This is a genomic window from Micromonospora matsumotoense, from assembly GCF_050951065.1.
GTDB classification, from domain to species: Bacteria; Actinomycetota; Actinomycetes; order Mycobacteriales; family Micromonosporaceae; genus Micromonospora; species Micromonospora matsumotoensis.
In genome coordinates, this window is the sequence record NZ_CP192025.1 from 6,021,146 (window position 1) to 6,043,516 (window position 22,371).

Sequence of the window (22,371 nt, forward strand, 5' to 3'; positions counted from 1 at the left end):
CGCTGCACGCGGCCGACCGGGGCACTGCCGTGCTGAGCGAGCGCGACGTGGCGCTGCCGGACGGCGGCACCCTGCACGTCTACGACACCGGCGACGACGGCACCGGCCGGCTGCCGGTCGTCTGGCACCACGGCACCCCCAACATCGGCGCCCCACCGGCCCCGCTGTTCGCCGCAGCCGACCGGCTCGGCCTGCGCTGGGTGTCGTACGACCGGCCCGGTTACGGCGGCTCCACCCCCCGCCCCGGGCGGGACGTCGCCTCGGCGGCCGGCGACGTCGCCCGGGTCGCCGACGCGCTGGGCCTGGGCCGGTTCGCCACGATGGGCCACTCCGGTGGCGCACCGCACGCGCTGGCCAGCGGCGCGTTGCTGCCCGACCGGGTCGTCGCCGTGGTGGCCGTCGCCGGCCTGGCCCCCTACGACGCGGCCGGGCTGGACTGGTTCGCCGGGATGACGGCGTCCGGGGAGGCGTCGCTGCGGGCCGCCGCGCAGGGCCGGGCGGCCAAGGAACGGCACGAGGCGTCCGACGCCGACTACGACCCGGAGTTCACCCCGGCCGACCTCGCCGCCCTGGCCGGGCCGTGGGCCTGGCTCCACGAGGTGGTCGGCCCGGCGGTGCGCGGCGGCCCGGGTGGGTTGATCGACGACGACCTCGCGTACGTCACCCCGTGGGGCTTCGCCCCGGCCCGGGTGCCGGTCCCGGTGCTGCTGCTGCACGGGGAGCGGGACCGGGTGGTGCCCGCCGACCACAGCCGCTGGCTGGCCGACGTCTGCCCGGCGGCCGAGCTGCGGATCACCGCCGACGACGGGCACCTCTCGGTGCTCGGCGGCGCACCGGCCGCCCTGGAGTGGCTCTCCCGCTGACCCGCACCGGGCGGGCACGGAGCGGGCACGGGGCGGGCGGGCACAAGGCGGGCATGGGGCGGGCACGGGGCGGGCGGGCCCGGGGCGGCACGCGCTCCGGGTACCGGACCGGCACGCGAAACGCAACGCGACACGGCGCGCACCAAAGGTGAACAGTTAACAGCTCATGTTATTCTCCGGCGTCGATGCACCGCCGAGCAGACCCGGACAGGTCACCGCCCGAAGGACGCCCGCCCCCTGATGTCGGCCCTCTCCGCTCCGACCTCGTCACCGTCGTTGCTGGATCGGCCGGCCGGTGGCGCGTTCCAACTCATCTTGACCACCCTGCCGGCGCTGCTGCGGTTGACCTGCGGGCTGTTCGGTGCGGTGACCGCGCTGGCGGTGCGTACCCCACCGGTGCGGGTGTCGCTGCTGCTGGCCGCCGTGGCCGCGCTGACCGGCTGGTCGGTGTGGTACGCCGTGCGGGCCCTGCGGGTCGGCATCGGCCCCGGGCTGGTCGCCGGGGACGTCGCGTTCACCGTCGCGGCGAGCCTGCTGGCCCCGCTGCTGGTCGCCCCCGAGGTGCTGCCCGGCGAGGGTAGCTGGCTCGCCGTGCTGGCCAGCACCACCGTGATCAACGCGCAGGCCACCGCCCCGGCCCGCTGGTCGGTGCCGGCGGGACTGCTGGTCACCGCCGGCTACGCGGCCGGCACCTCGGCCGCCGGCAACACCGTCGAGGCGTCCGCACACGCGGCGACCCTGCTGGTGCAGACGGCCTGCGCGGCGATGATGACGGCGGTGATGCGCCGCTGGATCGGGCGGGCCGACGCCGCCTTCGCCGACTTCCAGCGGCTGCGCCGGGACATGGTGCTGGCCCGGACGGCCCAGGAAGTGGAACGGCGGCAGAACCGGGACCTGCACGACACGGTCCTGGCCACGCTCACCATGGTCGGGCTGGGTGCCCTGCCGGCCGGCTCGGCGGCGTTGCGCGACCGGGCCGGGGCGGACCTGCGGACCCTGGTCGGGCTCGCGCACGCCCGATCGACGCCGGTGGCCGGGCAGGCCGACGCCGACACCGGCCCGGTGGACCTCGACGCCGGCCTGCGCGTGCTGCTCACCAGCCGCCCCGAGCTGACCGTGACCGCCACCCTGCCGCCCTGCGCGGCACCGACGGGGGTGACCGCCGCGCTCGTCGACGCCACCGCCGCCGCGCTGGACAACGTGGCCCGGCACGCGCCCGACGCCGACGTGGTCGTGCGGCTGGGGCGGGGCGGCGGCAGCGTCGTGATCGAGGTGATCGACGACGGCCCCGGTTTCGACCCCACCACCGTCCCGGTCCACCGGTACGGGCTGCGCGAGTCGATCCAGGGCCGGCTGACCGAGATCGGTGGACGGGCGGAGGTGACCTCCGCCCCTGGCGACGGCACCCGGATCAGGCTGGAGTGGCCGCATGTCGACTGACCTCGGCGCGACCACGTCGGTCCGCGTACCCCGGCCGGTGGTGCGCGCGGAGGACCCGGCGGGCACCGACGGCGCGATGGTGGACGTGGCCCGGGTCTCGGACCGGGGCGCCCGGATCGCGGCGGTGGCCATCGCGCTGGTCTGGCACCTCGCGATCGGGCTGCCGGCGTTGCTCGGCGGGTGGCCCGAACTGGCCGCCCCGACGGTGGTCGCGGCGGGCTGGCTGGCCGCCCTCGCCGTCGGCGGGTGGGCCGGACACCGGCTGCTGCACGGCGGGCTGCCGCCGGTGGTGCCACTGGCGGCGATCCTGCTGGCCGTGGACGCGGCGGTCTTCGCGGCGGCCGGCGAACGGCAGCTCTTCGCCGCCGGGAACTGGGCGTGGACCGGGCTGGCCTGGTTCTTCGTGGTGGTGCTCTGGGGCCGCCCGATCCGCTGGATGATCATCCTGCTGGCCGGCCACTCGGTGATCGCGCTCGCCGCGCTGATCGGCGACGGCGCGACCGCCCCCGCCGACCTGACCCGCTACGCGATGTACGTCTATGGCACCTCGTCGCTGCCGGTGGCGGTCTTCACCGGGGCCGCGGTGATCGCCACCCTCGCCCGGCAGCGGGCCGACACCGCCGCAGCCACCCTCGCCGTCCGCGCCGAACGGGACGCCGCCGAACGGGCCTGGGCGGACCGGCGGGCCCGACTGGCGCTGGTCGGCAGCGCCGCCGAGCAGGTGCTGGCGGAGCTGGCCGATGGTCGCGCCGACCCGACCGACCCGTTCGTGCAGCGCCGGTGCGTGCTGGCGGCGACCCGGTTACGTCGGTTGATCGCCGAGTCCGACGACGTGCCGGACCCACTGCTGCACGAGTTGCGGGCCGCCGCCGACCTGGCCGAACGCAACGGGCTGCCGATCGAGCTGATCGCCATCGGCACGCCACCACCCCTGCCGGTGGAGGTCCGCCGACGGCTGGCCGACCCACTGGCTGCCGCGCTGGCGGACGCCACCGGCTGGGCCCGACTGACGGTGGTGGCCGGCCCGGACGAGGTGGTGATCAGCCTGGTGGCACCCGACGTGGACGGTCCGGGGGCCACCGATCCGCCGGCCACCCCGGTGGGCAACGACGACCAGGTGGAACACGTACTCGAACGGGACGGGGAGATCAGGTGGACGCAGACCCGATGGCGTCGGCCGTGAGCGGGGATCGCCCGGTCGGGGTGTCGATCGTCGACGACCATCCGGTGGTGATCGACGGGGTACGGGCCTGGCTGGCCACCGAGCCCCGGCTGCGGGTGCTCGCCACCGGCGACGACCCGGACCTGGTGCTGCGGACCGCACCGGAGGCCGACGTGATCCTGCTGGATCTGCGGCTGCACGGGCGGATGATGCTCGACAAGCTGGCCGAGCTGAGCGCCGCCGGCCGGCGGGTGGTGGTCTACTCCGAGCACACCGACCCGGCGACCATGCTGGCCGCGCTCGACGCCGGGGCGACCGCGTTCCTGGCCAAGCACGAGGGGCGGGAACACTGCGTGGCGACGGTGCTGGCCGCTGCCAGCGACCGCCCGTACGTGCCGCCGGCGCTGGCCGGGGCGATGGTGGGTGATCCGCGCCCGGACCGGCCGGCCCTGTCGGACAAGGAGCGGGAAGCGCTGCTGCTGTGGTTCCAGTCGATGTCGAAGGCGTCGGTGGCCCGCCGGATGCAGATCAGCGAGCACACCGTCAAACAATATGTGGACCGGGCCCGAATCAAGTACACCCGGGCGGGTCGACCGGCCGCCACGAAGGCCGCGTTACTGGCCCGGGCGATCGAGGACGGCCTCATCCGGCCGGAGGAGATCGGCATCTACCGGTCACAGGCGTCGTACGACCGGCCGACCCCCTAACGGGTGTCATGACAGCGCACCGGGGGTCCGCGAGGCTGAACGCCAGGAGACCAATGCGCGGGGGAGGTCGTGACGATGCGCGAGGACAAGTCCCCGTTCTTCATCGCACCACATCGGTTCGACGCGCCGGAGGACGATCTCGCCCCGGTGCTCGATCGCCGCTACGAACTGGTCCCGGAACCCGGTGAGCGGATGCTCGGCCGGTATCCGACGTCGGTGGCCGGCTGCCTGATCAGCCCGACCGGAGCCCGTCGGCACTGGGTGCTGCCGGCACCCGCCACGGTCACCGTCACCGACCGACGGCTCGCGTACGTCTGCCTCGCCGGTGACCTGGCCCTGGTCGCCGGAAAGATCGACTCGACGGGTGTCCGGCACCGGCGCAACGTTCGGCTGCCACGGCTGGTCAGCGGGCAGATCCGCTGGCAGTGGCCGTCCCGACTGGAGCTTCGGCCGACCGGCCCGTCCACCGCGCAGGGCACCGCTACGGAGGCGGAGCTGCTGGTGGTCTGCGACGCGCTGCGGACGATCCAACAGCCGGCCCTGGCGCTGGGCGGCGCGGTGGGCACGGTGACCGAACTGGCCCGGCTGATCCGCCGGACGGTGGCCTGTTTCCGGGTGACCCGACCCGAGCTGGTGGAGTTGGCCCCGCCGGAGCGGGACGTGCTGATCCGACGGGCCACCGCCGCGCCGATGACCGGTGAGGGGCGGGTGACGCTGCCGGGTTCACTGCCGGTGGAGTTCCTGTCCCGCGAGGACTACTACCGCGTTCCGGAGCGGGCTGGCAAGGACGCCGTCGGCAGCTGAGCCGGCACCTCGGCCGCGCCGCGACCGGCTCCGCGCGGGGAGCAGCCGATCAGGAGGTGGCCGAGCGGCGGGGACGGCGGTCCAGCTCGGCGGCCTCCTGGAGGTTGGGCGCGGTACCGCCCAGGTGGACCGGCTGCCACCAGGTGTCGTCCGGGCCGGCCGGCTTGTCCGGGTACTCCTGCTGGGCCCGGTCGACCAGCGCGGTCAGCCGGATCTTCAGCTCGGCCGTCATCGTGTTGGCGTCCGGGTACGCGCCCGGGTCCATCGGCTCACCGAGCAGGATCGTGATCGGGGTGTGCCGCCGGGTCAGGGTCTTCGGCCGGCCCTTGGTCCAGAGCCGCTGGGTGCCCCACAGCGCCACCGGCACCAGCGGCACCTCCGCCGCCTGCGCCATCCGGGCCGCCCCGCTCTTCAGCTCCTTCACGGTGAACGAGCGGCTGATCGTCCCCTCCGGGAACAGACCGACCGCCTCGCCACGGCGCAGCGCGTCCACCGCCGTGTTGTACGAACCGACCCCCGCCGACCGGTTCACCGGGATGTGCTTCATGCCACGCATCAGCGGGCCGGAGACCTTGTGCGCGAAGACCTCGTGCTTGGCCATGAACCGCACCAGTCGCCGGGACTCGTGCGCCCCGTACCCGCAGAAGATGAAGTCGAGGTAGCTGACGTGGTTGCTGGCCAGCACCACCCCACCGGTCCGGGGGACGTGGTGGTTCCCGTCGACGGTCAGGCGCAGGTCGAGGACCCGGAACAACGTCTTGGCAGCGGTGATCACGGGCGGGTACACGAGTTCCGGCATCCGGTGACCTTACCCCGCGTGGGTGGGACGACCGCAGGACGGAGCCGACCCGCCGAGGCGCGCGGCCGACGCCCGCGATCAGCGGGAACCGCCGGTCAGTCGGCCAGCTTGTCCAGATCGAGGCGGCCCCGGGCGAAGGCGTCCACCCGCCCCCAGCGACCCGGGATGTCCAACACCTCGATCCGGCCCATCCCGACCGGCAGCACCGGCTCCACCGCCAGGTGCCCCTCGTGCGGCTCCAACCCGAGCATGGTGCGCAACAGCAGCAGCGGGGCCCCCGTCGACCAGGCCTGCGGGCTGCACGCCGTCGGGTACTCGACCGGGAACTTGGTCTGCTCCCGGGGATAGCCGCCGAACGCCTCGGGCAGCCGCCCGTCGAAGTAGGTGGCCGCGTCCAGGATGCCGCTGGCGATGGTGGCGGCCTCGTCGGCGAAGCCGTACCGGCGCAGTCCCCAGGCGATGAAGGAGTTGTCGAACGGCCAGATCGTGCCGTTGTGGTAGCCGATCGGGTTGTACCGCACCTCCCCCTCGGCGAGGGTCCGCACGCCCCAGCCGGTGAACAGACGGGGTCCGACCATGTGCCGGGCGATCTTCTCGGCCCGGTCGTGGTCGACGATCCCGCTCCACAGCAGGTGCCCGATGTTGGAGCTGAGCACGTCGCACTGCCGGCCGTCCGGGTCGAGGGCCAGCGCGTAGTACTCCCCGTCGGCCACCCACCAGTCCCGGTTGAAGCGTTCCTTCAGTGCCGCGGCCTCCCGCTCCAGCCGGTCGGCGAACGCCGGGTCGTCCCAGAACTCCCGGGCCATCCGGGCCGCCCGCACCTTCGCGTCGTACGCGTAGCCCTGCACCTCACAGGTGGCCCGGGGGAACGGCGGCAGGCTGCCGTCGGCGTACGAGATGGAGTCCCAGGAGTCCTTCCAGCACTGGTTCTCCAGGCCGGTCTCGGTGTTGCGCCGCTCGTACCAGATGTAGCCGTTGCCGGCCAGGTCGGCGTAGTCGTCGATCCACTTCAGCGCGGCCCGGCACTCCCGTTCCAACTCCTTGACCAGCGCGACGTCCCCGCTCCACCGCTCGTACTCGTCGAGCAGCACCACGAACAGCGGGGTGGCGTCCACCGAGCCGTAGTAGGGCGAGTGCGGCTGCTCCTCGAACGCGGCCGTCTCGCCGTAGCGCATCTCGTGCAGGATGCGGCCCGGGTCCTCGTCGCGGAAGTCGTCGAACCGGCTGCCCTGTAGGGACGCCAGGATGCGCAGCGTGGTCTTGGACAGCTCCGGGGCGAACGGCAGCACCTGCAGACAGGTCAGGATGCTGTCCCGACCGAACATGGTCATGAACCAGGGCAGGCCGGCGGCGGGCAGGGTCTGGCCGCCCAGCGACAACGGGGCGAACCGCAGCGCCGCCAGGTCGATCAGGCTGCGCCGGTAGATGGCGGCCAACTTGTCGTGCTCGCTGTTGACCTTGGGTGCCTTGGCCATCCACTCCTCCAGGTCGTGCTGGAGGGCGAGCCGCTCGTGGCCGTGCACCGTCACCCCCAGCCGCAGGTCCCGGCCCCCGGGGCCGACCGCGAAGGTCTGCACGTCGATCTCCGCGTCCCACTGCTCGTTGGGCTCCAGGTGCACCGAGTACGCGAAGCCGTTGCGGTCGTAGCGGGCCGGCCGGGACGACGAGATGACCGTCTCCCGCCGGAAGTTGCCCCGCCGGTAGCCCAGCCGCAGCCGGTCGGATTCGGCCTCGGCGTACAACTCGCCCTTCTTGTTGAGGATCTCGTCCTTGACCTGGAAGAGGTCGGCGAAGTCGGCCCCGGCGTCCATCCGGACCTCCAGGTCGACCGCCTTCTCGTCGTGGTTCAGGATGGTCAACTGTTCGCGGAAGCTGCCGCCGACGGCGCGTTCCCGGATGATCGACAGCTTGGCGTCGACGTAGTGGGTGGCCATCCCGGGCACCAGGAAGAACCGCGCCTCGTAGTACTGGAGGTCGTCGTAGGACAGCGCGTTGAGCCGCTCCCCGTTGATGGTCAGCACCCACCGGGACAGGAAGCGCATGTCGAGGGAGAACAGGCCGGTCGGCTCGCTCGGCGTCGCCTCGATGTCACCGGTCTCCTCCGAGACGACGAACGTGTTGCCGTCCAGGATCCGGATCGTGTTGCTCTGTCCCATCACCGCACCTCCCGCTGGTGGAGCCGGCGCGGCCCCTGGGCGTCCGGGGAGCCGGGGAAGATCCGCTCGATCTGGACCACCAGCCGGGCGTCACCGGTCACCGTCATGTCGCCGCGCAGCAGCGCCGCCAGGCCGTTCTCCCGGCCTGCGGCCAGCTCCTCGAACAACGCCGGCGTCGTCCCGATGACGGTGTCCGCCTCCCGGTCCTCCTGGCTGACCTCCACGTTTCCCCGGTCCACCCGGAGCAGCCAGTGGGTGGTCTGCGGCCCCTCGTGCAGATCGAAGCGCAGCGTCCCGGCCGCCTTGTTCAGCAGCGGTTCGTAACCCCGCCGGTCCAGGCTCTCGAAGAACCTCGTGGTCGCGTCCGCCATCGGGCCCTCTCCCCCGTCGTCCCATCCGCCTGCCGATACCCGCACCGGGTGCCCGCCCGGCCCGCCGCCAACCTCGCCCGGATCGGGTGAGGTCCCCGCCCGGCGGCCGACCCGGGCCCCCGCAGGCAGCGGACACCGGCATCCCGCAGACAGGACGACGCCGGCCCCCGGGGGCTTCCCGGGGGCCGGCGTCGTCGTCCGTGGCGGAGGTCAGTTGTTGGGATCGTCGGCGCTGATGTCCGCGAGCACCGACTGGGGTTCCCGCTCCACCGCGAGGTCACCCATCGACACCAGGCCCACCAGCCGACCGTCGTCGATCACCGGCAGCCGGCGTACGGCGTAGGTGCGCATCAGGTCCGCGGCGGCGACCGCGTCGTCGTGCTGGCTGACCGTGATCACGTCCCGGCTGGAGATCTCGTGGAGGCGGGCGCGGTTCGGATCGAGATCCGCGGCCACCCCCCGGACCGTGATGTCCCGGTCCGTCACGATCCCCACCACGTCGTCGCCGTTGGTCACCACCACGTCGCCGATGGCGCTGTCCCGCATCTCCTGCGCCGCGGCGGCGAGGGTGTCGTTGCCGTCCATCGTCACCAACCGGGTCGTCATGAACTCTCCGACCGTTGTCATGGTGCTCCCCTCTCGGTGTCGGCACGGCGGTCTACCCACCGCCCCCGAGCAGGTAACGCTCCGGTCAGCGCAGTTCGGCCGCGACCAGCTCGGCGAGCTGCACCGCGTTCAGCGCGGCGCCCTTGCGCAGGTTGTCGTTGGCGCAGAACAGCGCCAGGCCGTGCTCCACGGTCTCGTCTGCCCGCAGCCGGCCGACGTAGGTCGGGTCCTGACCGGCTGCCTGCAACGGCGTCGGCACGTCCGACAGGGCCACCCCGGGCGCACCGTCGAGCAGCTCCCGGGCCCGCTGCGGGGTGATCGGCCGGGCGAACCGGGCGTTGATCTGCAACGAGTGGCCGGTGAACACGGGCACCCGGACGCAGGTGCCGGAGACCAGCAGGCCGGGGATCTCCAGGATCTTGCGGCTCTCGTGGCGCAGCTTCTGCTCCTCGTCGGTCTCGAAGGAGCCGTCGTCGACGATCGAGCCGGCCAGCGGGAGCACGTTGAAGGCGATCGGCCGGGCGAACGAGCGCGGCGCGGGGAACTCGACGGCCGACCCGTCGTGGGTCAGCGCGGTGGCCCCCTCGACGACCTTGCGGACCTGCTCGTCCAGCTCGGCCACGCCGGCCAGCCCGGCCCCGGAGACCGCCTGGTAGGTCGCGACGACCAGGCTGATCAGCCCGGCCTCGGCGTGCAGCGGGCGCAGCACCGGCATCGCGGCCATGGTGGTGCAGTTCGGGTTGGCGATGATGCCCTTCGGCCGGTCGGCGATCGCGTGCGGGTTGACCTCGGCGACGACCAGCGGCACCTGCGGGTCGGTGCGGAACCCCGACGAGTTGTCGATCACCACTGCGCCGGTCGCGGCGACCCGGGGGGCCAGCTCCATCGCCGTGCCCTTACCGGCGGAGAAGAGCACGATGTCCAGCCCGGAGTAGTCGGCGGTCGCCGCGTCCTCCACGGTGACCTCGCCGTCCCGCCAGGGCAGGGTGCGCCCGGCCGACCGGGCCGAGGCGAACAACCGCACCTGCTCCGCCGGGAACTCGCGTTCCGCCAGCACCTGCCGCATGACGCCACCGACCTGGCCGGTGGCTCCCACAATGCCGATCCTCATGCCCGCGAGGCTACCCAGCCGCAGGCCCACGGGGGGAAACGTTTCCCACCGCCCGGGTCGCCGCCCGCCCGCCGGGCCACCGCCCCGGTCGGCCCCCGGACCGCAAACCACCCGACGGTACGCCCCGAATCCCCGCAGGATCGGCCGTGACCAGGCCGTCCGGCCGCAGCATCCGCACCGCCCCCGGCCCGGCGGTCCCGGGGCGGCGCGACCGGAATCACACCGCCCCGGGCCCGACCAGCCGGTCAGCCGGCGTTGTCGGTCACCTCGCCGAGCACCGGTCAGCCGGCGTGGTCGGTCACCTCGCCGAACGCCGGTCAGCCGGCGTGGTCGGTCACCTCGCCGAACGCCGGTCAGCCGGCGTGGTCGGTCACCTCGCCGAGCCCGGAGGCGACCAACTCGTCGCGGATCAGCGCCGCGTCGCCCTCGATGACCAGGGTCAGCGCCTCCGGGTGCAGGTGGGTGGCGGCAGCCGCGGAGACCTGCGCCACGTCGGCGGCGAGCAGCGCCTCCCGCAACCGGGCGTGGTAGTCGTCGGGCAGGTCGTGCACGACCAGGGTGGTCAACGCCGAGGCGATCGCCCGGGGGCTCTGCAACTCGACCGAGAGCTGGCCGGCCCGCCAGGACCGGGCGACCGCCAACTCGTCCTCGGTCACCCCGCCGGTCCGGGTACGGGTGATCTCGCCGACCGCCTCGACCAGGGCCGGCGCGGTCACCGCCGTCTGCACCCCGGCGCTGACCGCGAACCGGCCGAACCGGCGGGACGAGGCGAAGTCGCCCCGGATGCCGTACGTGTAGCCGCGTACCTCACGGATCAGGTGGTTGAGCCGGGAGGTGAACGCCCCGCCCAGCACCGTGCCGGCGAGCGCCATCGGCACGTGGTCGGGGTGGGCGCGGTGCGGTGACGGGTGACCCAGCCGCAGCGTGGACTGCACCGAGCCGGGCCGGTCCACCAGGATGATCCGCCGGCCGGCGGGCAGCGGCACCTCGATCGGGCCGCCCCGCTCGACGGGACCGCCGCCGGTGCCGGCGAAGGCCGCCGCGCCCAGCGCGTCCAGGTCGATCCGGTCCAGGTCACCGGCGACGACCAGGGTGCCGGGGCGCAGGAACCACTCGGAGTGGAAGACGGTGACGTCCTCCACGTCCAGCCCGGCGACCGAGTCGGGATCGCCGTACAGCGGGCGGCCCCACCGGTTCTGCGCACCGAACAGGTCGGCACGCAGCGCCGCGTCGGCGCGCGGGCCGGGGTTGGCCCAGTCCATCCGCAGCGCGGTCGCCTCGTCGTCGCGGACCCGGCGCACGTCGTCCGGGTCGAGCCGGGGCGTCCGCACCGCCTCGGCGAGCAACTCCACGGCCGCGCCGAGCCGGTCCACCGGCACCTGGACGCTGACCTGGAAGGTGTCCCAGTCCAGCCCGGTGGCCAGTTCGGTGCCGAGGCCCTCGACGGCCAGCGCGAAGGTGGTGGCGTCGCGCTGCGCGGTGCCCTCCTCCAGCGCCTTGGCCAGCACCGCGCCGAGCCCCTCCTTGCCCACCGGTTCCCGCCCGGCACCCGCGTCGAGCAGCAGCAGCGCGACGGCGAGGTTCTGCCCGGGCAGGTGCGCGGCGACCACCCGGCCACCGGCGACGTCCCGGCGGACCACCGTCGGGAACCGGTACGGGCGGGCGGTGCCCGGACCCGGACGGGTGGTGATCAGCGTCATGAGGTCTCCTCCGGCAGGTAGGTCAGGGTCACCCGGTCGGCGGGGGTGAGCACGTCGGCGGCCAACTCGGCGATCTGCGTGGCGGTCACCGACAGCCAGCCGGGCAGCCGGTCGGCGGTCTTCGCCGGGTCGCCGAACTGGGTGGCGTACCGGCCGAGCGCGTCGGCCCGACCGTCCACCGTGGCCATCTGCCGCCACCAGGCGGTGCTGAGCAGCGCCTTGGCCCGGTCCAGCTCGGCGGCGGTGACCGGCACGGTGGCGAGTTCGTCGACCACCTCGGCGACCCCTTCGGCGAGCCGTTCGGCGCTCACCCCGGGGCGGGCGGTGGCGGTGGCGATCATCGGCGCCGGGGCGTGCGCCAGATCCACCCCGTACGCGCCGACCAGGTCCGGTTGGGCGAGCCGTTCGCCGTCGGCGAGCCGCTGGTAGAGCCGGCTGCCCCGGCCGCTGCCGAGCACGGTGACGGCCACCGTGGCCACGTCGTAGCCGGGGCTGCCGAACGGGTGGGTGCGGTGCGCGACGTAGACCCGGGCGGCGGGCACGTCGGCGGTGACCGTCTCGACGGCGGGCCGGTCGGTGCGGGCGACGGTGTGGCCGTCCGGCGCGGCGGGGATGTCCCCACGGGCCGGGATCGCCCCGAAGTACCGCTGCGCCAGCGCGAACACCTCGGCGGCGGTGGCGTCGCCGACCACGGTGAGTACGGCGTTGTCCGGCGCGTAGTAGGTCTGGTGGAACGCCTGGAAGGTGGCCAGGTCGGCGGCGTTCAGGTCGGCCATCGACCCGATCGTCGCGTGGTGGTAGGGGTGCCCCGGCGGATAGAGCAGCGGAAGCAGCCGCAGCCAGGCGTCGCCGTACGGGACGTTCTCGTAGCGCTGTCGACGCTCGTTCTTGACCACGTCCCGCTGGTTGTCCAGGGTGTGCTGGGTCAGCGCGGGGACCAGCCCGCCCATCCGGTCGGCCTCCAGCCAGAGGGCCAGTTCCAGGTGTTCGGCCGGGACGGTCTCGAAGTAGTTCGTCCGGTCCGGGTTGGTGGTGGCGTTGAGCGAGCCACCGGAGCCCTGGATCAGTTTCATGTGTTCGGTCTTGGCGACGTTGACCGAGCCCTCGAACATCAGGTGCTCGAAGAGGTGGGCGAAGCCGGTCTGGCCCGCCGGCTCGTGGCGGGAGCCCACGTCGTACCAGAGGTTGACCGCGACCGCCGGGGCGGTGCGGTCCTCGCTCACCACCACGCGCAGGCCGTTGTCCAGTCGGGTCGTCTCGATGGGCCAGGGGTAACCGCTGTCGGGCATGACCCGACGCTATCCGATCTCCAGGTCGCGGTGGCGACGTGTCATCACCCGGCCACGCCAGGCAGCAACCAGCCCTCCGGGACCGGCCCACCGGGACCGCCCCCCGGACCGCCCACACGTCGCCCGGACCGCCCACACGTCGCCCCGGGTTGAGAGGGCCCGCCTCTTGATCGACTCAATGGTGCCGATAGTGCGGTATCAACCGGGCATCGACACCGCCATTTCGGCCACATTGAGTCGATCAAGGGGGCGGGCCCAGTCGCGGGGCGGGTCAGTCGCGCGGGGCGGGTCAGTCGGGGGGTGGGTCAGTCGGGGGCTCTCAGTCGGGGGGTTCGATCGGGGTGACGGTCTGCTCGGAGGTCCGGTGCTCCAGCACCGTGTCGGGGGCGGCCCCCTGGTCGGCCGTACGGCGATCCGATTCGGCGAGGATCGCCTCGGCCTGGGCCTGCGGGTCGTCGCTGCCCACCGCTGCCTCCTCGGGCAGCAGGTGGGCCCGGGACTCCACCCGTTCCTGGTCGCTCTGCTCGTGGGTCATGCGGTTGTCGATACCCCGTCGACGCCCCCGCCACGCCACAAGATCCCCCGCCCCGGACCGGGACCCACCGTCCAAGGCCACCCTCGATCCGGGATGTAGTGGCCGCTCACCAACCCGAGGCCACTACATCTTGGATCGAGCACGATCATCGACGCAGGTCGAGCACGATGATCACGGAGCGGGACGGGACGGCGGGAGCACGATCATGGGGCGAGACGGGAGTGGGCGTGGTCAGGACCGGAACGGGCCGCGCACCTCGTAGGTGATGCCACCGGCCGAGACGCCGGCCGTGCCGCGCTGGGACGAGAAGTAGAGCCGGCTGCCGTCCGGGGAGAACGCCGGACCGGTGATCTCCGACGAGGACTGCCCGGTGACCCGCAGGAACGGCGTCACCACCCCGGTCGGGGTGATCAGGTTGATCTCCAGGTTGCCGCCGTCCTCGGCGACGTAGAGGTCACCGGAGCGGCTACCGGTGATGTTGTCCACCCCGGTCAGCGGGGCGGTGCCGCCGGTCACCAGCGAGTCGTCGTACGCCAGGTCGATGCGCTGGCCGACCACGTCGTACGCCCAGACCCGGTTGTCGCCCTTGGTGGTGAACCAGCAGGTGCCGTCGGCGTACCAGCAGCCCTCGCCGCCGGTGAACCGCTTCGCCCCGGCGACCTGGTTGCGGGTCGCCGTCGGCGCGCCGTCCGGGTCGGGGACCCGGGCCCAGCTCACCGGGCCGCTGGTGGCGGTGCCGGCGACCAGCACCTCCAGGGTGCCCGCGGAGAGGTCGCCCCAGACGGTGGGGCGGAACCGGTAGAAGCAGCCGTCGGTCTCGTCCTCGGTCAGGTAGATCACCTGGCGGTCCGGGTCGGCCGCCGCCGCCTCGTGCGTGAACCGGCCCAGCGCCGGCCGCTGCACCGCGGCGGTGCCGCCCTGCGGGTAGGTCTCGTAGACGAAGCCCCGGCTGGTCTCCTCGCAGGAGAGCCAGGTCCCCCACGGGGTCGCGCCACCGGCGCAGTTCTGGCGGGTGCCGGACAGGATGCGGTACGCCGAGACGATCGTGCCGTCGGCGGCAAACCGCACCGCCGACGCGCCACCGCTGGGGGTGATCTCCGAGTTGGAGACGTAGATCCACCCGGTGCCGGCGGCGAAGCAGGCCCCGCCGTCGGGAGCGTTGTGCCAGGTGTACGAGGTGCCGGGCACCGCCTGCCGGGAGCGGGCGATCACCCGGCTGGTGAAACCGGCGGGCAGTTGGATGCCGTTGCCGTCGGCGGTGCCGAGCGGCCCGTAGGGGCCGGTGCCGGGCTGGGCGGGTGCGGCCAGCGCGGCACCGGACCAGAGGCTGCCGGCGAAGGCGGCGGCCCCACCGGCGACGGTGGCGCGCAGGACGGTACGACGGTCCATCGGAACCTCCGGGGGATGCGAGCGGTGCCGCCGAAGTTACCGACGGTTGCCGTGCCGGAGGTGAACGTCAGACGAGGGCCGGCCGACGACCGGATGAGCCCTTCCCGCCGCCTCGGGTACGCTTGCCGGCGTGACGCGTGCGTATCGATGGTTTAGGCAGCCGGCTGCGGAGCCGGTGACCTCACCATGAGCTGACGTCACCGCGTTTCGAGCCGGCCGGGCAGGAGCCTTGAGCTTCCTGCCCTTCTGTTTACGAGCAGCCGGCTCGACCCGGGCACCGGCCCCGGGCACGGTCGGCGGAAGGACTCCCACCGTGACGACCCCGGACAACGGGCCGACCCCGGACAACGGCGCGGTCATCGACCAGCGGATCGACCGCGTCGTGCCGCTGACCACCCCCGCCCTGCTCCTGCACGAGCTGCCCCTGGACCCGCCGCTCGCCTCGGCCGTGCTGGCCGGCCGACGTGCGGTCGGCCGGGTGCTGGACCGCGCCGACGACCGGCTGCTGGTGGTCGTCGGTCCGTGCTCGGTGCACGACCCGGCGGCGGCGCTGGAGTACGCGCACCTGCTGCGCGAGGCCGCCGACCGGCACGCCGACGACCTGCTGGTGGTGATGCGGGTCTACTTCGAGAAGCCGCGTTCCACGGTCGGCTGGAAGGGCCTGATCAACGATCCGGCGCTGGACGGCTCCGGCGACGTGAACACCGGCCTGCGCACCGCGCGGGCGCTGCTGCGTGACGTGGTCCGGCTGGGGCTGCCGGTGGGGTGCGAGTTCCTCGACCCGATCACCCCGCAATACATCGCCGACACGGTGGCCTGGGGTGCGATCGGGGCCCGGACGGTGGAGAGCCAGGTGCACCGGCAGCTCGCCTCCGGCCTGTCCATGCCGATCGGCATGAAGAACCGCCCGGACGGCAGCATCGCCACCGCCGTGGACGCGATCCGGGCCGCCGAGGTGCCGCACGTCTTCCCCGGCATCGACGTCTCCGGCACCCCGGCGATCATGCACACCCGGGGCAACGCCGACGGGCACCTGGTGCTGCGCGGCGGCGGGGGCCGCCCGAACTACGACGCCGAGTCGGTGGCCGGGGCCCTGGACCTGCTCCGGGCGGCCGGGCTGCCGGAGCGGCTGGTGGTCGACGCCAGCCACGCCAACAGCGGCAAGGACCACCGCAACCAGCCGAAGGTGGCCGCCGACGTGGCCGCCCAGCTCGCCGCCGGGCAGCGCGGCATCGTCGGCATCATGCTGGAGAGTTTCCTGCTGGCGGGCCGGCAGGAGCTGGACCCGACCCGGGAGCTGACCTACGGCCAGTCGGTCACCGACGCCTGCATCGGCTGGGACACCACCGCGGAGGTGCTGGAGCGCCTCGGGGCGGCCGTCCGGGCCCGGCGGGCCACCCTGCCCACCCCGGCCTGACGGGTTTGACCGTTTCGACCCCGGGTAGCAGGGCGGGGTGACCGACGACGCACCCGTGACCGACGACCTGCCCGGGACCGACCAGCCGGACATCCGGCAGCTCGACGAGTTGCTGGACGAGATCTACCACGGCCAGGTTCGGCTCAGCCAGGCCGACATCTACCACTCGGCGGTCAGCGCGGACCTGCCGGCGGAGCTGCTCACCCGGGTCGCCGCCCTCCCCGAGGGGGAGTACGCGGTGGACGAGGTGGCCGACCTGCTGGGTGGGTCGGCGGGCTGACCGCCGTCGCCGGCGAGAGGAGATCGAGATGTCCGACCACGAGGAACACCACGACCGGATGCCCGCCCTCGGCCAACCCCCCGAGGGACAGGACACCCTGCCGGAGCCGGATTTCGCCAACGAGCACGACCGGACCGCCGTCGACCGTGACGTGATCACCGGCGCGGACGCCGACGAGCGGGAACCGGAGACGTCGCGCGGCTGGGCGGGTGAGGACCACGGCACCACCCCCACCTGAGCGGGTGGATGACGGAAAGGGGCCGGCGGACACGATCCGCCGGCCCCTTCCGGGTGTACGGGTCACTTCTCGTCGGGTCGTCTGCCCTCGGCGGCCTGCTGCGCCACCGCGTACCCCATCTGGAGGAAGTCGGACGCGGCGACGGCGGTCAGCGCGGTCGCCACCAGCCGGGTCAACCGGGGGGCCAGCACCAGGCCGCCGGTGAGCCCGGTGGCCACCCAGACGGCCAGGCAGAACGGGCAGCTGAGCAGCTCGCCGATCGCGTGCCGGGTGGAGCTGCCCTGGTCACGAACCTGCTCCATCACCTCGCCGCTGCCGATCGGGCGGTCGTAGCGGGTGAACGGGGCCCGCAGCGGGCTGGTCACCGCGTCCTTGGAGAGCAGCCGGCTCAGCTTGTGGGTGGCGACGGCGAGCAGCACCACGTCACCCGGGGCGGGGCGTTCGGGCACCGGCCGGCCGGTCGCCTTGACCAGCGCCGCGATCGACGCGGTCACCCCGGCGTAGGTGCCCATCGCCGCCAGGTAACCACCCAGCGGCCGGTGCTCGTGCGGCGCGTACGCCTGGCGCAGCTGCGCCACCTTCTGCTTCAGACCACCATCGGTCACCGGGGCTCCTCGTTCGTCGCTCGCGTCAGTGGGCGGTTCGTCGTGCGATCGGGCACGAGCCGGGTCAACCCGCTGTCAGGTTCTCGGCGACCTCGCGTTCGAGGTTGGCCAGGGACTCGTCGGCCAGTCCGGCGGCCGACCCGGCGGGCAGTTCCAGCCGGACCCGGGCACCGCCGGCGTCGCCCGGCGTGACCTCCAGTTCGGCCGCCCCGTCCGGGCCGTCCCAGCGGGCCCGCAACTCGTGGTCGTACCGGCGGGTCGGGGCCGCGCCGTCGACCCGCAGCGGCTCGGGCAACCAGGCATCGATCCGGTCGGGGTCGGTGGCGGTGCTGAACACCACCTCGGGCGGCGCGGACATGCCGCGCTCGGCGGTAGCGGTCATCACGCGCCCCGCAGCCGGTGCGGGTCCACCTCGCGGCCGGGGTGCCGGGCCAGGTACTCGGTCTCCAACTCGGCGGTGCGCCGCAGGTGGTTGGCGAGCGCCGAGTCGGCGGCGTGCCGGAGCGTGTCGAGCCGGGTGCGGTGCAGGCTCTGCAACTCGCGGATCAGGTCGTCGTCGCCGAGCTCCGCCGGGTCCACCCCGAGCAGTTCGCCGTCGGCCTCGGAGATCACGGTGGCGGTGCGGTGGACGTGGTCGCCGTCCCACTCGGGCATGCGCTGTTCCGGGCTGCTGTCGCCGGACCGGTGTGCTGATTCGGTCATGTCGTCCCCCTCGGGTTCGACCGGGCTGGTGTCTAGACGGTTGCCCAGCGGGGGTGTCACCAAACCCACCGGCGCGCTGGCTACGACGCCGCGTCGGAGACACCGTGCCGTCCCGGTACCCTCGACGGCATGAAGCGGCTCTGGACACCGGCGTGGATCCTCCGCCACGTGGCCCTGGTCGTCCTGGTGACGGGCTTCCTGGCGCTGGGCTGGTGGCAGATCAGCCGGGCCGCTTCCGGCAACACCCTGAGCTGGGCGTACGCGGTGGAGTGGCCGATCTTCGCCGGCTTCGTGGTCTTCGTCTGGTGGCGTGAGGTCCGGCACACGCTGCGCGGTCCGCGCGCCGGGTCGCCGCCGGCCGCCGCACCGGCCGGGCCGACCCCGACCGGTGCGACCACCCCCGGACCGACCACCCCGGCGGTACGCCGTCCGGTGCGGGTCGCCCGGGTGCCGGCCGCCCCGGTCGACGGTGCGGACGACGCCGACCTGGCCGCGTACAACCGCTATCTGACCTGGTTGAACGCCAATCCGGGCGCGAGGCCCGGCGACTATCCCGGCTGAGGCCGGTCGGAAGGACGGACGACGGTGGGCGGAGCCCTTACCCGGTACCGCGTGATCGCCTGGATCGTGGGCGTGGCGCTGGCCGTGCTGGTGCTGATCGGCATGCCACTGAAGTACGTGTTCGACGAGCCGATCGTGGTGGCGGTCGTCGGCACCGCGCACGGCTGGCTCTATCTGCTCTATCTGGCCGCCACCTTCGATCTGGGGCGTCGGGTGGACTGGCCGTTGAAGCGGATGCTGCTGGTGATGCTCGCCGGCACGGTGCCGTTCGTGTCGTTCGTGGCGGAGCGGAAGGTGACCCGCGAGTTGACCGCCGCGCGACCCCGCACCCCGGAGCCCGCCGTCCTCTGACCGCGCACCGGCGGGGCGTCCTCCGCGTGGGACGGCGTCAGCGGGTGGGTCGCCAGTAGGTGGCGGTGGGTGCCGGGTCGTCGGCGTCGGGGTAACGGTGCTGTTCCCGGGCCTGGTGCAGGGCCTCGACCACCTGGTCGAACTGTTCCCGGTCGTCGCTGCTGAACAGCAGCAGCTCGGTGCCGAGGCAGTGGCCGTGCAGTTCGTGGGCCGGTGGCCGCCAGCGGTCCCCGAGCAGCACCAGCAGCACGGGCAGCAGGCACACCGCACCCAGCCCCAGGTACGCCCCGGCGGTGAGCCGTTCCAACCCACCGGTGAAACCGAGCAGCACGCCGGCCGTGCCCGCGCCGACGGCGGCGAGCGTGACGACCCGGGCGGCGAGCCGGTCGTGCGGCCCCCGGCCGGTACGCAGGTGGGTGAGGTCGGCCACGGCGTAGCTGCTCCGGCCCGCGGTGAACCGTTCCGTGGTCACCACGATCCCGGGCCGGGCGTACAGCAGGGTGGTCGGTCGGGACCAGCGTGGCGGTCGGGTGCTGGCGCGGTCTGCCTGCACGGCGTCCTCCCAGGGGCCGACGGGGCCGGTGGGTCCCACCGCGACGCCACCTGCGCACGGCGGGATTCCCGGCCGGGGCTCCATTCTGTTGCCGGCACGCCCGACCCGCTCCCCGATTTCCGACAGTTCCGGCGGGTGCCACCTGCACCGTCGCCGGCATCTGACCACCAATTCGGTTTTATCCGGCTTTACCCGCCCGATCCGCACCGGTATCCGCCTGGAACGACGAATAAGACGTTCCTCGCCAACCGCCCAGAACCCGGCTCCGACGGTCCGCCGGGCACCACCGGCGTCACCTGCCACAACGACCCGCCGCACCGCTCCGCCAACATTCGCCGCGGCTTTGTCTGCGCGTCACTCCCGCCACAGGTTAGGTTGATCGGGCCGGCACGGTAAACGGCCGTCCATCCGGACGGGCCCGGCCGGTGTCACCGGGGGCGTCAGCATCCTCCGGTGACCGGTGGGAGAGGAGTCTTCCGCTCTTGTCGTCCTTACGGATGCTGCTGCGAACCCTGGCGGTCGCCGGCCTGTCGGCCGCGTTGATCGCCCCGTCGGCGCCGGTCCGGGCCGAACCATCGGTCGCCGACCTCACCGCCAGGATCGAAAGGTCCTCGGCGGATCTGGAACGGATCGTCGAGTCGTACAACAAGCTCAACGAGGAGATCAAGACGAACCAGGCCACCGCGGCCGGTCTGCACGCGCGGATCGGCCCGCTGGAGGCCCAGGCCGCCCAGAGCCGGGCCGCGGTGGGGCAGATCGCCGCCACCGCCTACAAGACCGGTGGGCTGCGCACGGCCGAGGCGGTCCTCGACCCGGCCGGCGGCTCCCTGGTCGACCGGCTCGGCACCCTCGACCAGCTCACCCGGCACCGCCAGCAGCAGATCGACGGGTACACCGCCGATCAGCGGGCGTTGCTCGACCAGAAGGCCCGGCTCGACAGCACCCTGGCCCGGCAGGCCGCCCAGTCCCGGGCGATCGTCAAGACCAAGAAGCGCATCGAACAGGACCTGGCGAAGCTCTACGAGATGCGCCAGGCCGCGTACGGCCGGGCGACCGAGGCCCCGGCGAAGAAGCCGAAGAGTTCCGCTGCCCCCGACGCACCCGACGCACCGGCCGTCTCCGGCAGCGCCGGCGCGGCGGTGCGGTACGCCTACGGGGCGATCGGCAAGCCGTACGTCTGGGGCGCCGAGGGTCCCCACGGGTACGACTGCTCGGGCCTGACCCTCGCCGCCTGGCGGTCCGCCGGCAAGCGGCTGCCGCACAACGCGGCGATGCAGTGGAACGCCACCTCCCGGGTCAGCCGTGGCGAGCTGCGCCCCGGTGACCTGGTCTTCTACTCGGGGTTGGGGCACGTCGCGCTCTATGTGGGCGGCGGTCAGGTGATCGACGCGCCGAGCGCAGGGCGCAACGTGCTCAAACGGAAGATGAACATGATGAGCATCGCCGGCTACGGCCGGGTCGGCTGATCGGCACGGCAACGGCGAACGGCCGGCGTCCCCCTATCGGACGCCGGCCGTTCGCCGTCATTACTACCAGCTCAGGAAGCTGACGAGCCGCTTCGACGCCACCGGACCGACGGATCGGTGCCGCACCCGACGAGGGCCGGTCAGGCCGCCTGGAGGCCCTCGGCGCGGGCCAGCTCGCGCAGCCGGCCGAGCGCCTGGATCTCCAACTGGCGGATCCGCTCCCGGGAGAGCGAGAAGCGCGACGCGACCTCGGTCAGCGAGTGCTCCCGCCCGTCCTCCAGGCCGTACCGGGCCCGCATGATGCCGGCGGACCGGTCGTCGAGGTGGTTGAGCAGACCCTCGATGCGTTGCCGCTCCAACCCGGTGAGGACGATGTCCTCCGGTGACGGGGCGTCGCTGTCCGCGACCAGGTCACCGAGGTTGGTGTCGCCGTCGTCGCCGACCGGGGTGTCCAGCGAGACGGTGTCCTGCGACCAGCGGCGCAGCTCGTTGACCCGTTCGACGGTGACGCCCAGCGACGCCGCGATCTGCTCCGGCTCCGGGTCGCTGCCCAGCTCACGGGTGAGCTGACGGGCCACGTTACGCATCCGGTTGACGTCCTCGACCAGGTGCACGGGCAGTCGCACCGTCCGCTCCTGCTGGGCGATCGCCCGGCTGATCGCCTGACGGATCCACCAGGTGGCGTAGGTGGAGAACTTGTAGCCGCGCTCGTAGTCGAACTTCTCGACCGCGCGCACCAGACCGGTGTTGCCCTCCTGGATCAGATCCAGCATGGGCATCCCGGACCGCACGTACCGGCGGGCGATCGACACGACCAGCCGCAGGTTGGCCCGGATGAAGAGATCCTTGGCCCGTTCCCCCTCGACGACCAGCCGCTCCAGGTCGTCCCGGTCGATCCCGTCGGGAACCCGGTCCTCGCCGAGCAGGTGCTCGGCGTAGAGCCCGGCCTCGATCGCCTTGGAGAGATCGACCTCCTTGGCGGCGTCCAGCAGTGGCGTCCGGGAGATCTCGTGAAGGTAGACGCCGACCAGGTCACGCTCCTCGGCGACCTCGTCGGTTCGCATGCCGATGTTCTTGTCCACGGTGTCCACGGTCCCCTCGCTCGCGCCGGTTGCCCGGTTCCTTGCCATCCACGTCCATCAGCCATCCCCGCAACGCCCGCGCTGCTCACCGGTGCTGACACCTGCACAACAGTTCAGACGGGTCGGGGATTCCATGTCGTGAGTCGAAAGTGTCACGAATGCCTGAGTCCCAGCTGAAAGCCCG

25 protein-coding genes are annotated in these 22,371 nt (G+C 73.2%); 11 read left to right on the plus strand and 14 right to left on the minus strand.

The window, feature by feature from the left end:
- Positions 1-29: 29 nt before the first annotated feature.
- The 5 genes from ACQP1S_RS25545 to ACQP1S_RS25565 all read left to right on the plus strand — a co-directional run bounded on the left by ACQP1S_RS25545 (position 30) and on the right by ACQP1S_RS25565 (position 4,976).
- Positions 30-863, plus strand: coding sequence for an alpha/beta fold hydrolase (locus ACQP1S_RS25545; RefSeq protein WP_432900048.1), 834 nt, complete (start codon positions 30-32; stop codon positions 861-863).
- 240 nt (positions 864-1,103) lie between these two features.
- Positions 1,104-2,303 carry a sensor histidine kinase gene (locus ACQP1S_RS25550; protein ID WP_432900051.1) on the plus strand — a complete coding sequence of 400 codons (1,200 nt, stop codon included), beginning with the start codon at positions 1,104-1,106 and terminating at the stop codon, positions 2,301-2,303.
- The gene (locus ACQP1S_RS25555) at positions 2,293-3,486 is read left to right on the plus strand and encodes a hypothetical protein (protein WP_432900054.1); all 1,194 of its coding nucleotides are present in this window, start codon (positions 2,293-2,295) and stop codon (positions 3,484-3,486) included. The genes ACQP1S_RS25550 and ACQP1S_RS25555 overlap by 11 nt, the downstream gene beginning before the upstream one ends.
- Positions 3,456-4,172: a response regulator gene (locus ACQP1S_RS25560; RefSeq protein WP_091250478.1), complete on the plus strand. Its 717-nt coding sequence runs from the start codon at positions 3,456-3,458 to the stop codon at positions 4,170-4,172. Before ACQP1S_RS25555 ends, ACQP1S_RS25560 begins: the two co-directional genes overlap by 31 nt.
- A gap of 75 nt (positions 4,173-4,247) precedes the next feature.
- Positions 4,248-4,976, plus strand: a complete 729-nt coding sequence (locus tag ACQP1S_RS25565; RefSeq protein ID WP_432900057.1) for a hypothetical protein — start codon at positions 4,248-4,250, stop codon at positions 4,974-4,976.
- 49 nt (positions 4,977-5,025) lie between these two features.
- On the opposite strand, the gene ACQP1S_RS25570 is transcribed toward ACQP1S_RS25565, so the two are convergent.
- From ACQP1S_RS25570 to ACQP1S_RS25610, 9 genes are all read right to left on the minus strand, one after another.
- A complete protein-coding gene (locus ACQP1S_RS25570; RefSeq protein WP_363667420.1) occupies positions 5,026-5,775 on the minus strand; it encodes a lysophospholipid acyltransferase family protein in 750 nt (249 codons plus the stop codon).
- 95 nt (positions 5,776-5,870) lie between these two features.
- Positions 5,871-7,931 carry an amylo-alpha-1,6-glucosidase gene (locus ACQP1S_RS25575; protein ID WP_432900060.1) on the minus strand — a complete coding sequence of 687 codons (2,061 nt, stop codon included), beginning with the start codon at positions 7,929-7,931 and terminating at the stop codon, positions 5,871-5,873.
- On the minus strand, positions 7,931-8,302 hold the full coding sequence (locus ACQP1S_RS25580) for an SCP2 sterol-binding domain-containing protein (RefSeq protein ID WP_091250463.1): 372 nt from the start codon (positions 8,300-8,302) through the stop codon (positions 7,931-7,933). The genes ACQP1S_RS25575 and ACQP1S_RS25580 overlap by 1 nt, the downstream gene beginning before the upstream one ends.
- 210 nt (positions 8,303-8,512) lie before the next feature.
- Positions 8,513-8,929, minus strand: a complete 417-nt coding sequence (locus tag ACQP1S_RS25585; protein WP_432900063.1) for a CBS domain-containing protein — start codon at positions 8,927-8,929, stop codon at positions 8,513-8,515.
- 64 nt (positions 8,930-8,993) lie between these two features.
- The gene (locus ACQP1S_RS25590; RefSeq protein WP_091250754.1) at positions 8,994-10,019 is read right to left on the minus strand and encodes an aspartate-semialdehyde dehydrogenase; all 1,026 of its coding nucleotides are present in this window, start codon (positions 10,017-10,019) and stop codon (positions 8,994-8,996) included.
- Positions 10,020-10,372: 353 nt separating this feature from the next.
- On the minus strand, positions 10,373-11,719 hold the full coding sequence (locus ACQP1S_RS25595) for a M16 family metallopeptidase (RefSeq protein ID WP_432900068.1): 1,347 nt from the start codon (positions 11,717-11,719) through the stop codon (positions 10,373-10,375).
- Positions 11,716-13,008, minus strand: a complete 1,293-nt coding sequence (locus tag ACQP1S_RS25600; RefSeq protein WP_432900071.1) for a M16 family metallopeptidase — start codon at positions 13,006-13,008, stop codon at positions 11,716-11,718. Before ACQP1S_RS25600 ends, ACQP1S_RS25595 begins: the two co-directional genes overlap by 4 nt.
- Positions 13,009-13,327: 319 nt before the next feature.
- Positions 13,328-13,543: a hypothetical protein gene (locus ACQP1S_RS25605; RefSeq protein ID WP_091250450.1), complete on the minus strand. Its 216-nt coding sequence runs from the start codon at positions 13,541-13,543 to the stop codon at positions 13,328-13,330.
- A gap of 231 nt (positions 13,544-13,774) precedes the next feature.
- A complete protein-coding gene (locus ACQP1S_RS25610) occupies positions 13,775-14,932 on the minus strand; it encodes an alkaline phosphatase PhoX (protein WP_091250447.1) in 1,158 nt (385 codons plus the stop codon).
- A gap of 313 nt (positions 14,933-15,245) precedes the next feature.
- Between ACQP1S_RS25610 and ACQP1S_RS25615 the strand changes: the two genes are divergently transcribed.
- Genes ACQP1S_RS25615 through ACQP1S_RS25625 form a run of 3 tightly spaced genes read left to right on the plus strand, consistent with a single transcriptional unit; the run spans position 15,246 to position 16,867 of the window.
- On the plus strand, positions 15,246-16,349 hold the full coding sequence (locus ACQP1S_RS25615; protein ID WP_432900075.1) for a 3-deoxy-7-phosphoheptulonate synthase: 1,104 nt from the start codon (positions 15,246-15,248) through the stop codon (positions 16,347-16,349).
- A gap of 37 nt (positions 16,350-16,386) precedes the next feature.
- A complete protein-coding gene (locus tag ACQP1S_RS25620) occupies positions 16,387-16,629 on the plus strand; it encodes a hypothetical protein (RefSeq protein WP_432900078.1) in 243 nt (80 codons plus the stop codon).
- A gap of 28 nt (positions 16,630-16,657) precedes the next feature.
- Complete coding sequence (locus ACQP1S_RS25625) at positions 16,658-16,867, plus strand: hypothetical protein (RefSeq protein ID WP_432900081.1); 210 nt, start codon at positions 16,658-16,660, stop codon at positions 16,865-16,867.
- 62 nt (positions 16,868-16,929) lie between these two features.
- Here the strand turns inward: ACQP1S_RS25625 and ACQP1S_RS25630 are convergent, their stop codons facing one another.
- The 3 genes from ACQP1S_RS25630 to ACQP1S_RS25640 all read right to left on the minus strand — a co-directional run bounded on the left by ACQP1S_RS25630 (position 16,930) and on the right by ACQP1S_RS25640 (position 18,174).
- A complete protein-coding gene (locus ACQP1S_RS25630) occupies positions 16,930-17,472 on the minus strand; it encodes a DUF1360 domain-containing protein (RefSeq protein ID WP_432900084.1) in 543 nt (180 codons plus the stop codon).
- Between the two features lie 64 nt (positions 17,473-17,536).
- Positions 17,537-17,854: a hypothetical protein gene (locus ACQP1S_RS25635; protein WP_432900087.1), complete on the minus strand. Its 318-nt coding sequence runs from the start codon at positions 17,852-17,854 to the stop codon at positions 17,537-17,539.
- Entirely contained in the window at positions 17,854-18,174 is a 321-nt protein-coding gene (locus ACQP1S_RS25640) for a DUF6158 family protein (protein ID WP_432900090.1), read from the minus strand. Before ACQP1S_RS25640 ends, ACQP1S_RS25635 begins: the two co-directional genes overlap by 1 nt.
- Before the next feature lie 129 nt (positions 18,175-18,303).
- Between ACQP1S_RS25640 and ACQP1S_RS25645 the strand changes: the two genes are divergently transcribed.
- Together ACQP1S_RS25645 and ACQP1S_RS25650 are read left to right on the plus strand one after the other, a co-directional pair.
- Positions 18,304-18,735: a hypothetical protein gene (locus ACQP1S_RS25645; protein ID WP_432900093.1), complete on the plus strand. Its 432-nt coding sequence runs from the start codon at positions 18,304-18,306 to the stop codon at positions 18,733-18,735.
- Between the two features lie 24 nt (positions 18,736-18,759).
- The gene (locus ACQP1S_RS25650) at positions 18,760-19,086 is read left to right on the plus strand and encodes a DUF3817 domain-containing protein (protein ID WP_091250426.1); all 327 of its coding nucleotides are present in this window, start codon (positions 18,760-18,762) and stop codon (positions 19,084-19,086) included.
- 37 nt (positions 19,087-19,123) lie between these two features.
- Here the strand turns inward: ACQP1S_RS25650 and ACQP1S_RS25655 are convergent, their stop codons facing one another.
- Complete coding sequence (locus tag ACQP1S_RS25655; RefSeq protein WP_432900097.1) at positions 19,124-19,639, minus strand: DUF6232 family protein; 516 nt, start codon at positions 19,637-19,639, stop codon at positions 19,124-19,126.
- A gap of 482 nt (positions 19,640-20,121) precedes the next feature.
- Here ACQP1S_RS25655 and ACQP1S_RS25660 point away from each other — a divergent pair, with 482 nt between their 5' ends.
- Positions 20,122-21,105: an NlpC/P60 family protein gene (locus ACQP1S_RS25660; protein ID WP_432900099.1), complete on the plus strand. Its 984-nt coding sequence runs from the start codon at positions 20,122-20,124 to the stop codon at positions 21,103-21,105.
- Between the two features lie 140 nt (positions 21,106-21,245).
- Here the strand turns inward: ACQP1S_RS25660 and ACQP1S_RS25665 are convergent, their stop codons facing one another.
- The gene (locus ACQP1S_RS25665) at positions 21,246-22,235 is read right to left on the minus strand and encodes a sigma-70 family RNA polymerase sigma factor (protein WP_176739103.1); all 990 of its coding nucleotides are present in this window, start codon (positions 22,233-22,235) and stop codon (positions 21,246-21,248) included.
- Between the last annotated feature and the right edge of the window lie 136 nt (positions 22,236-22,371).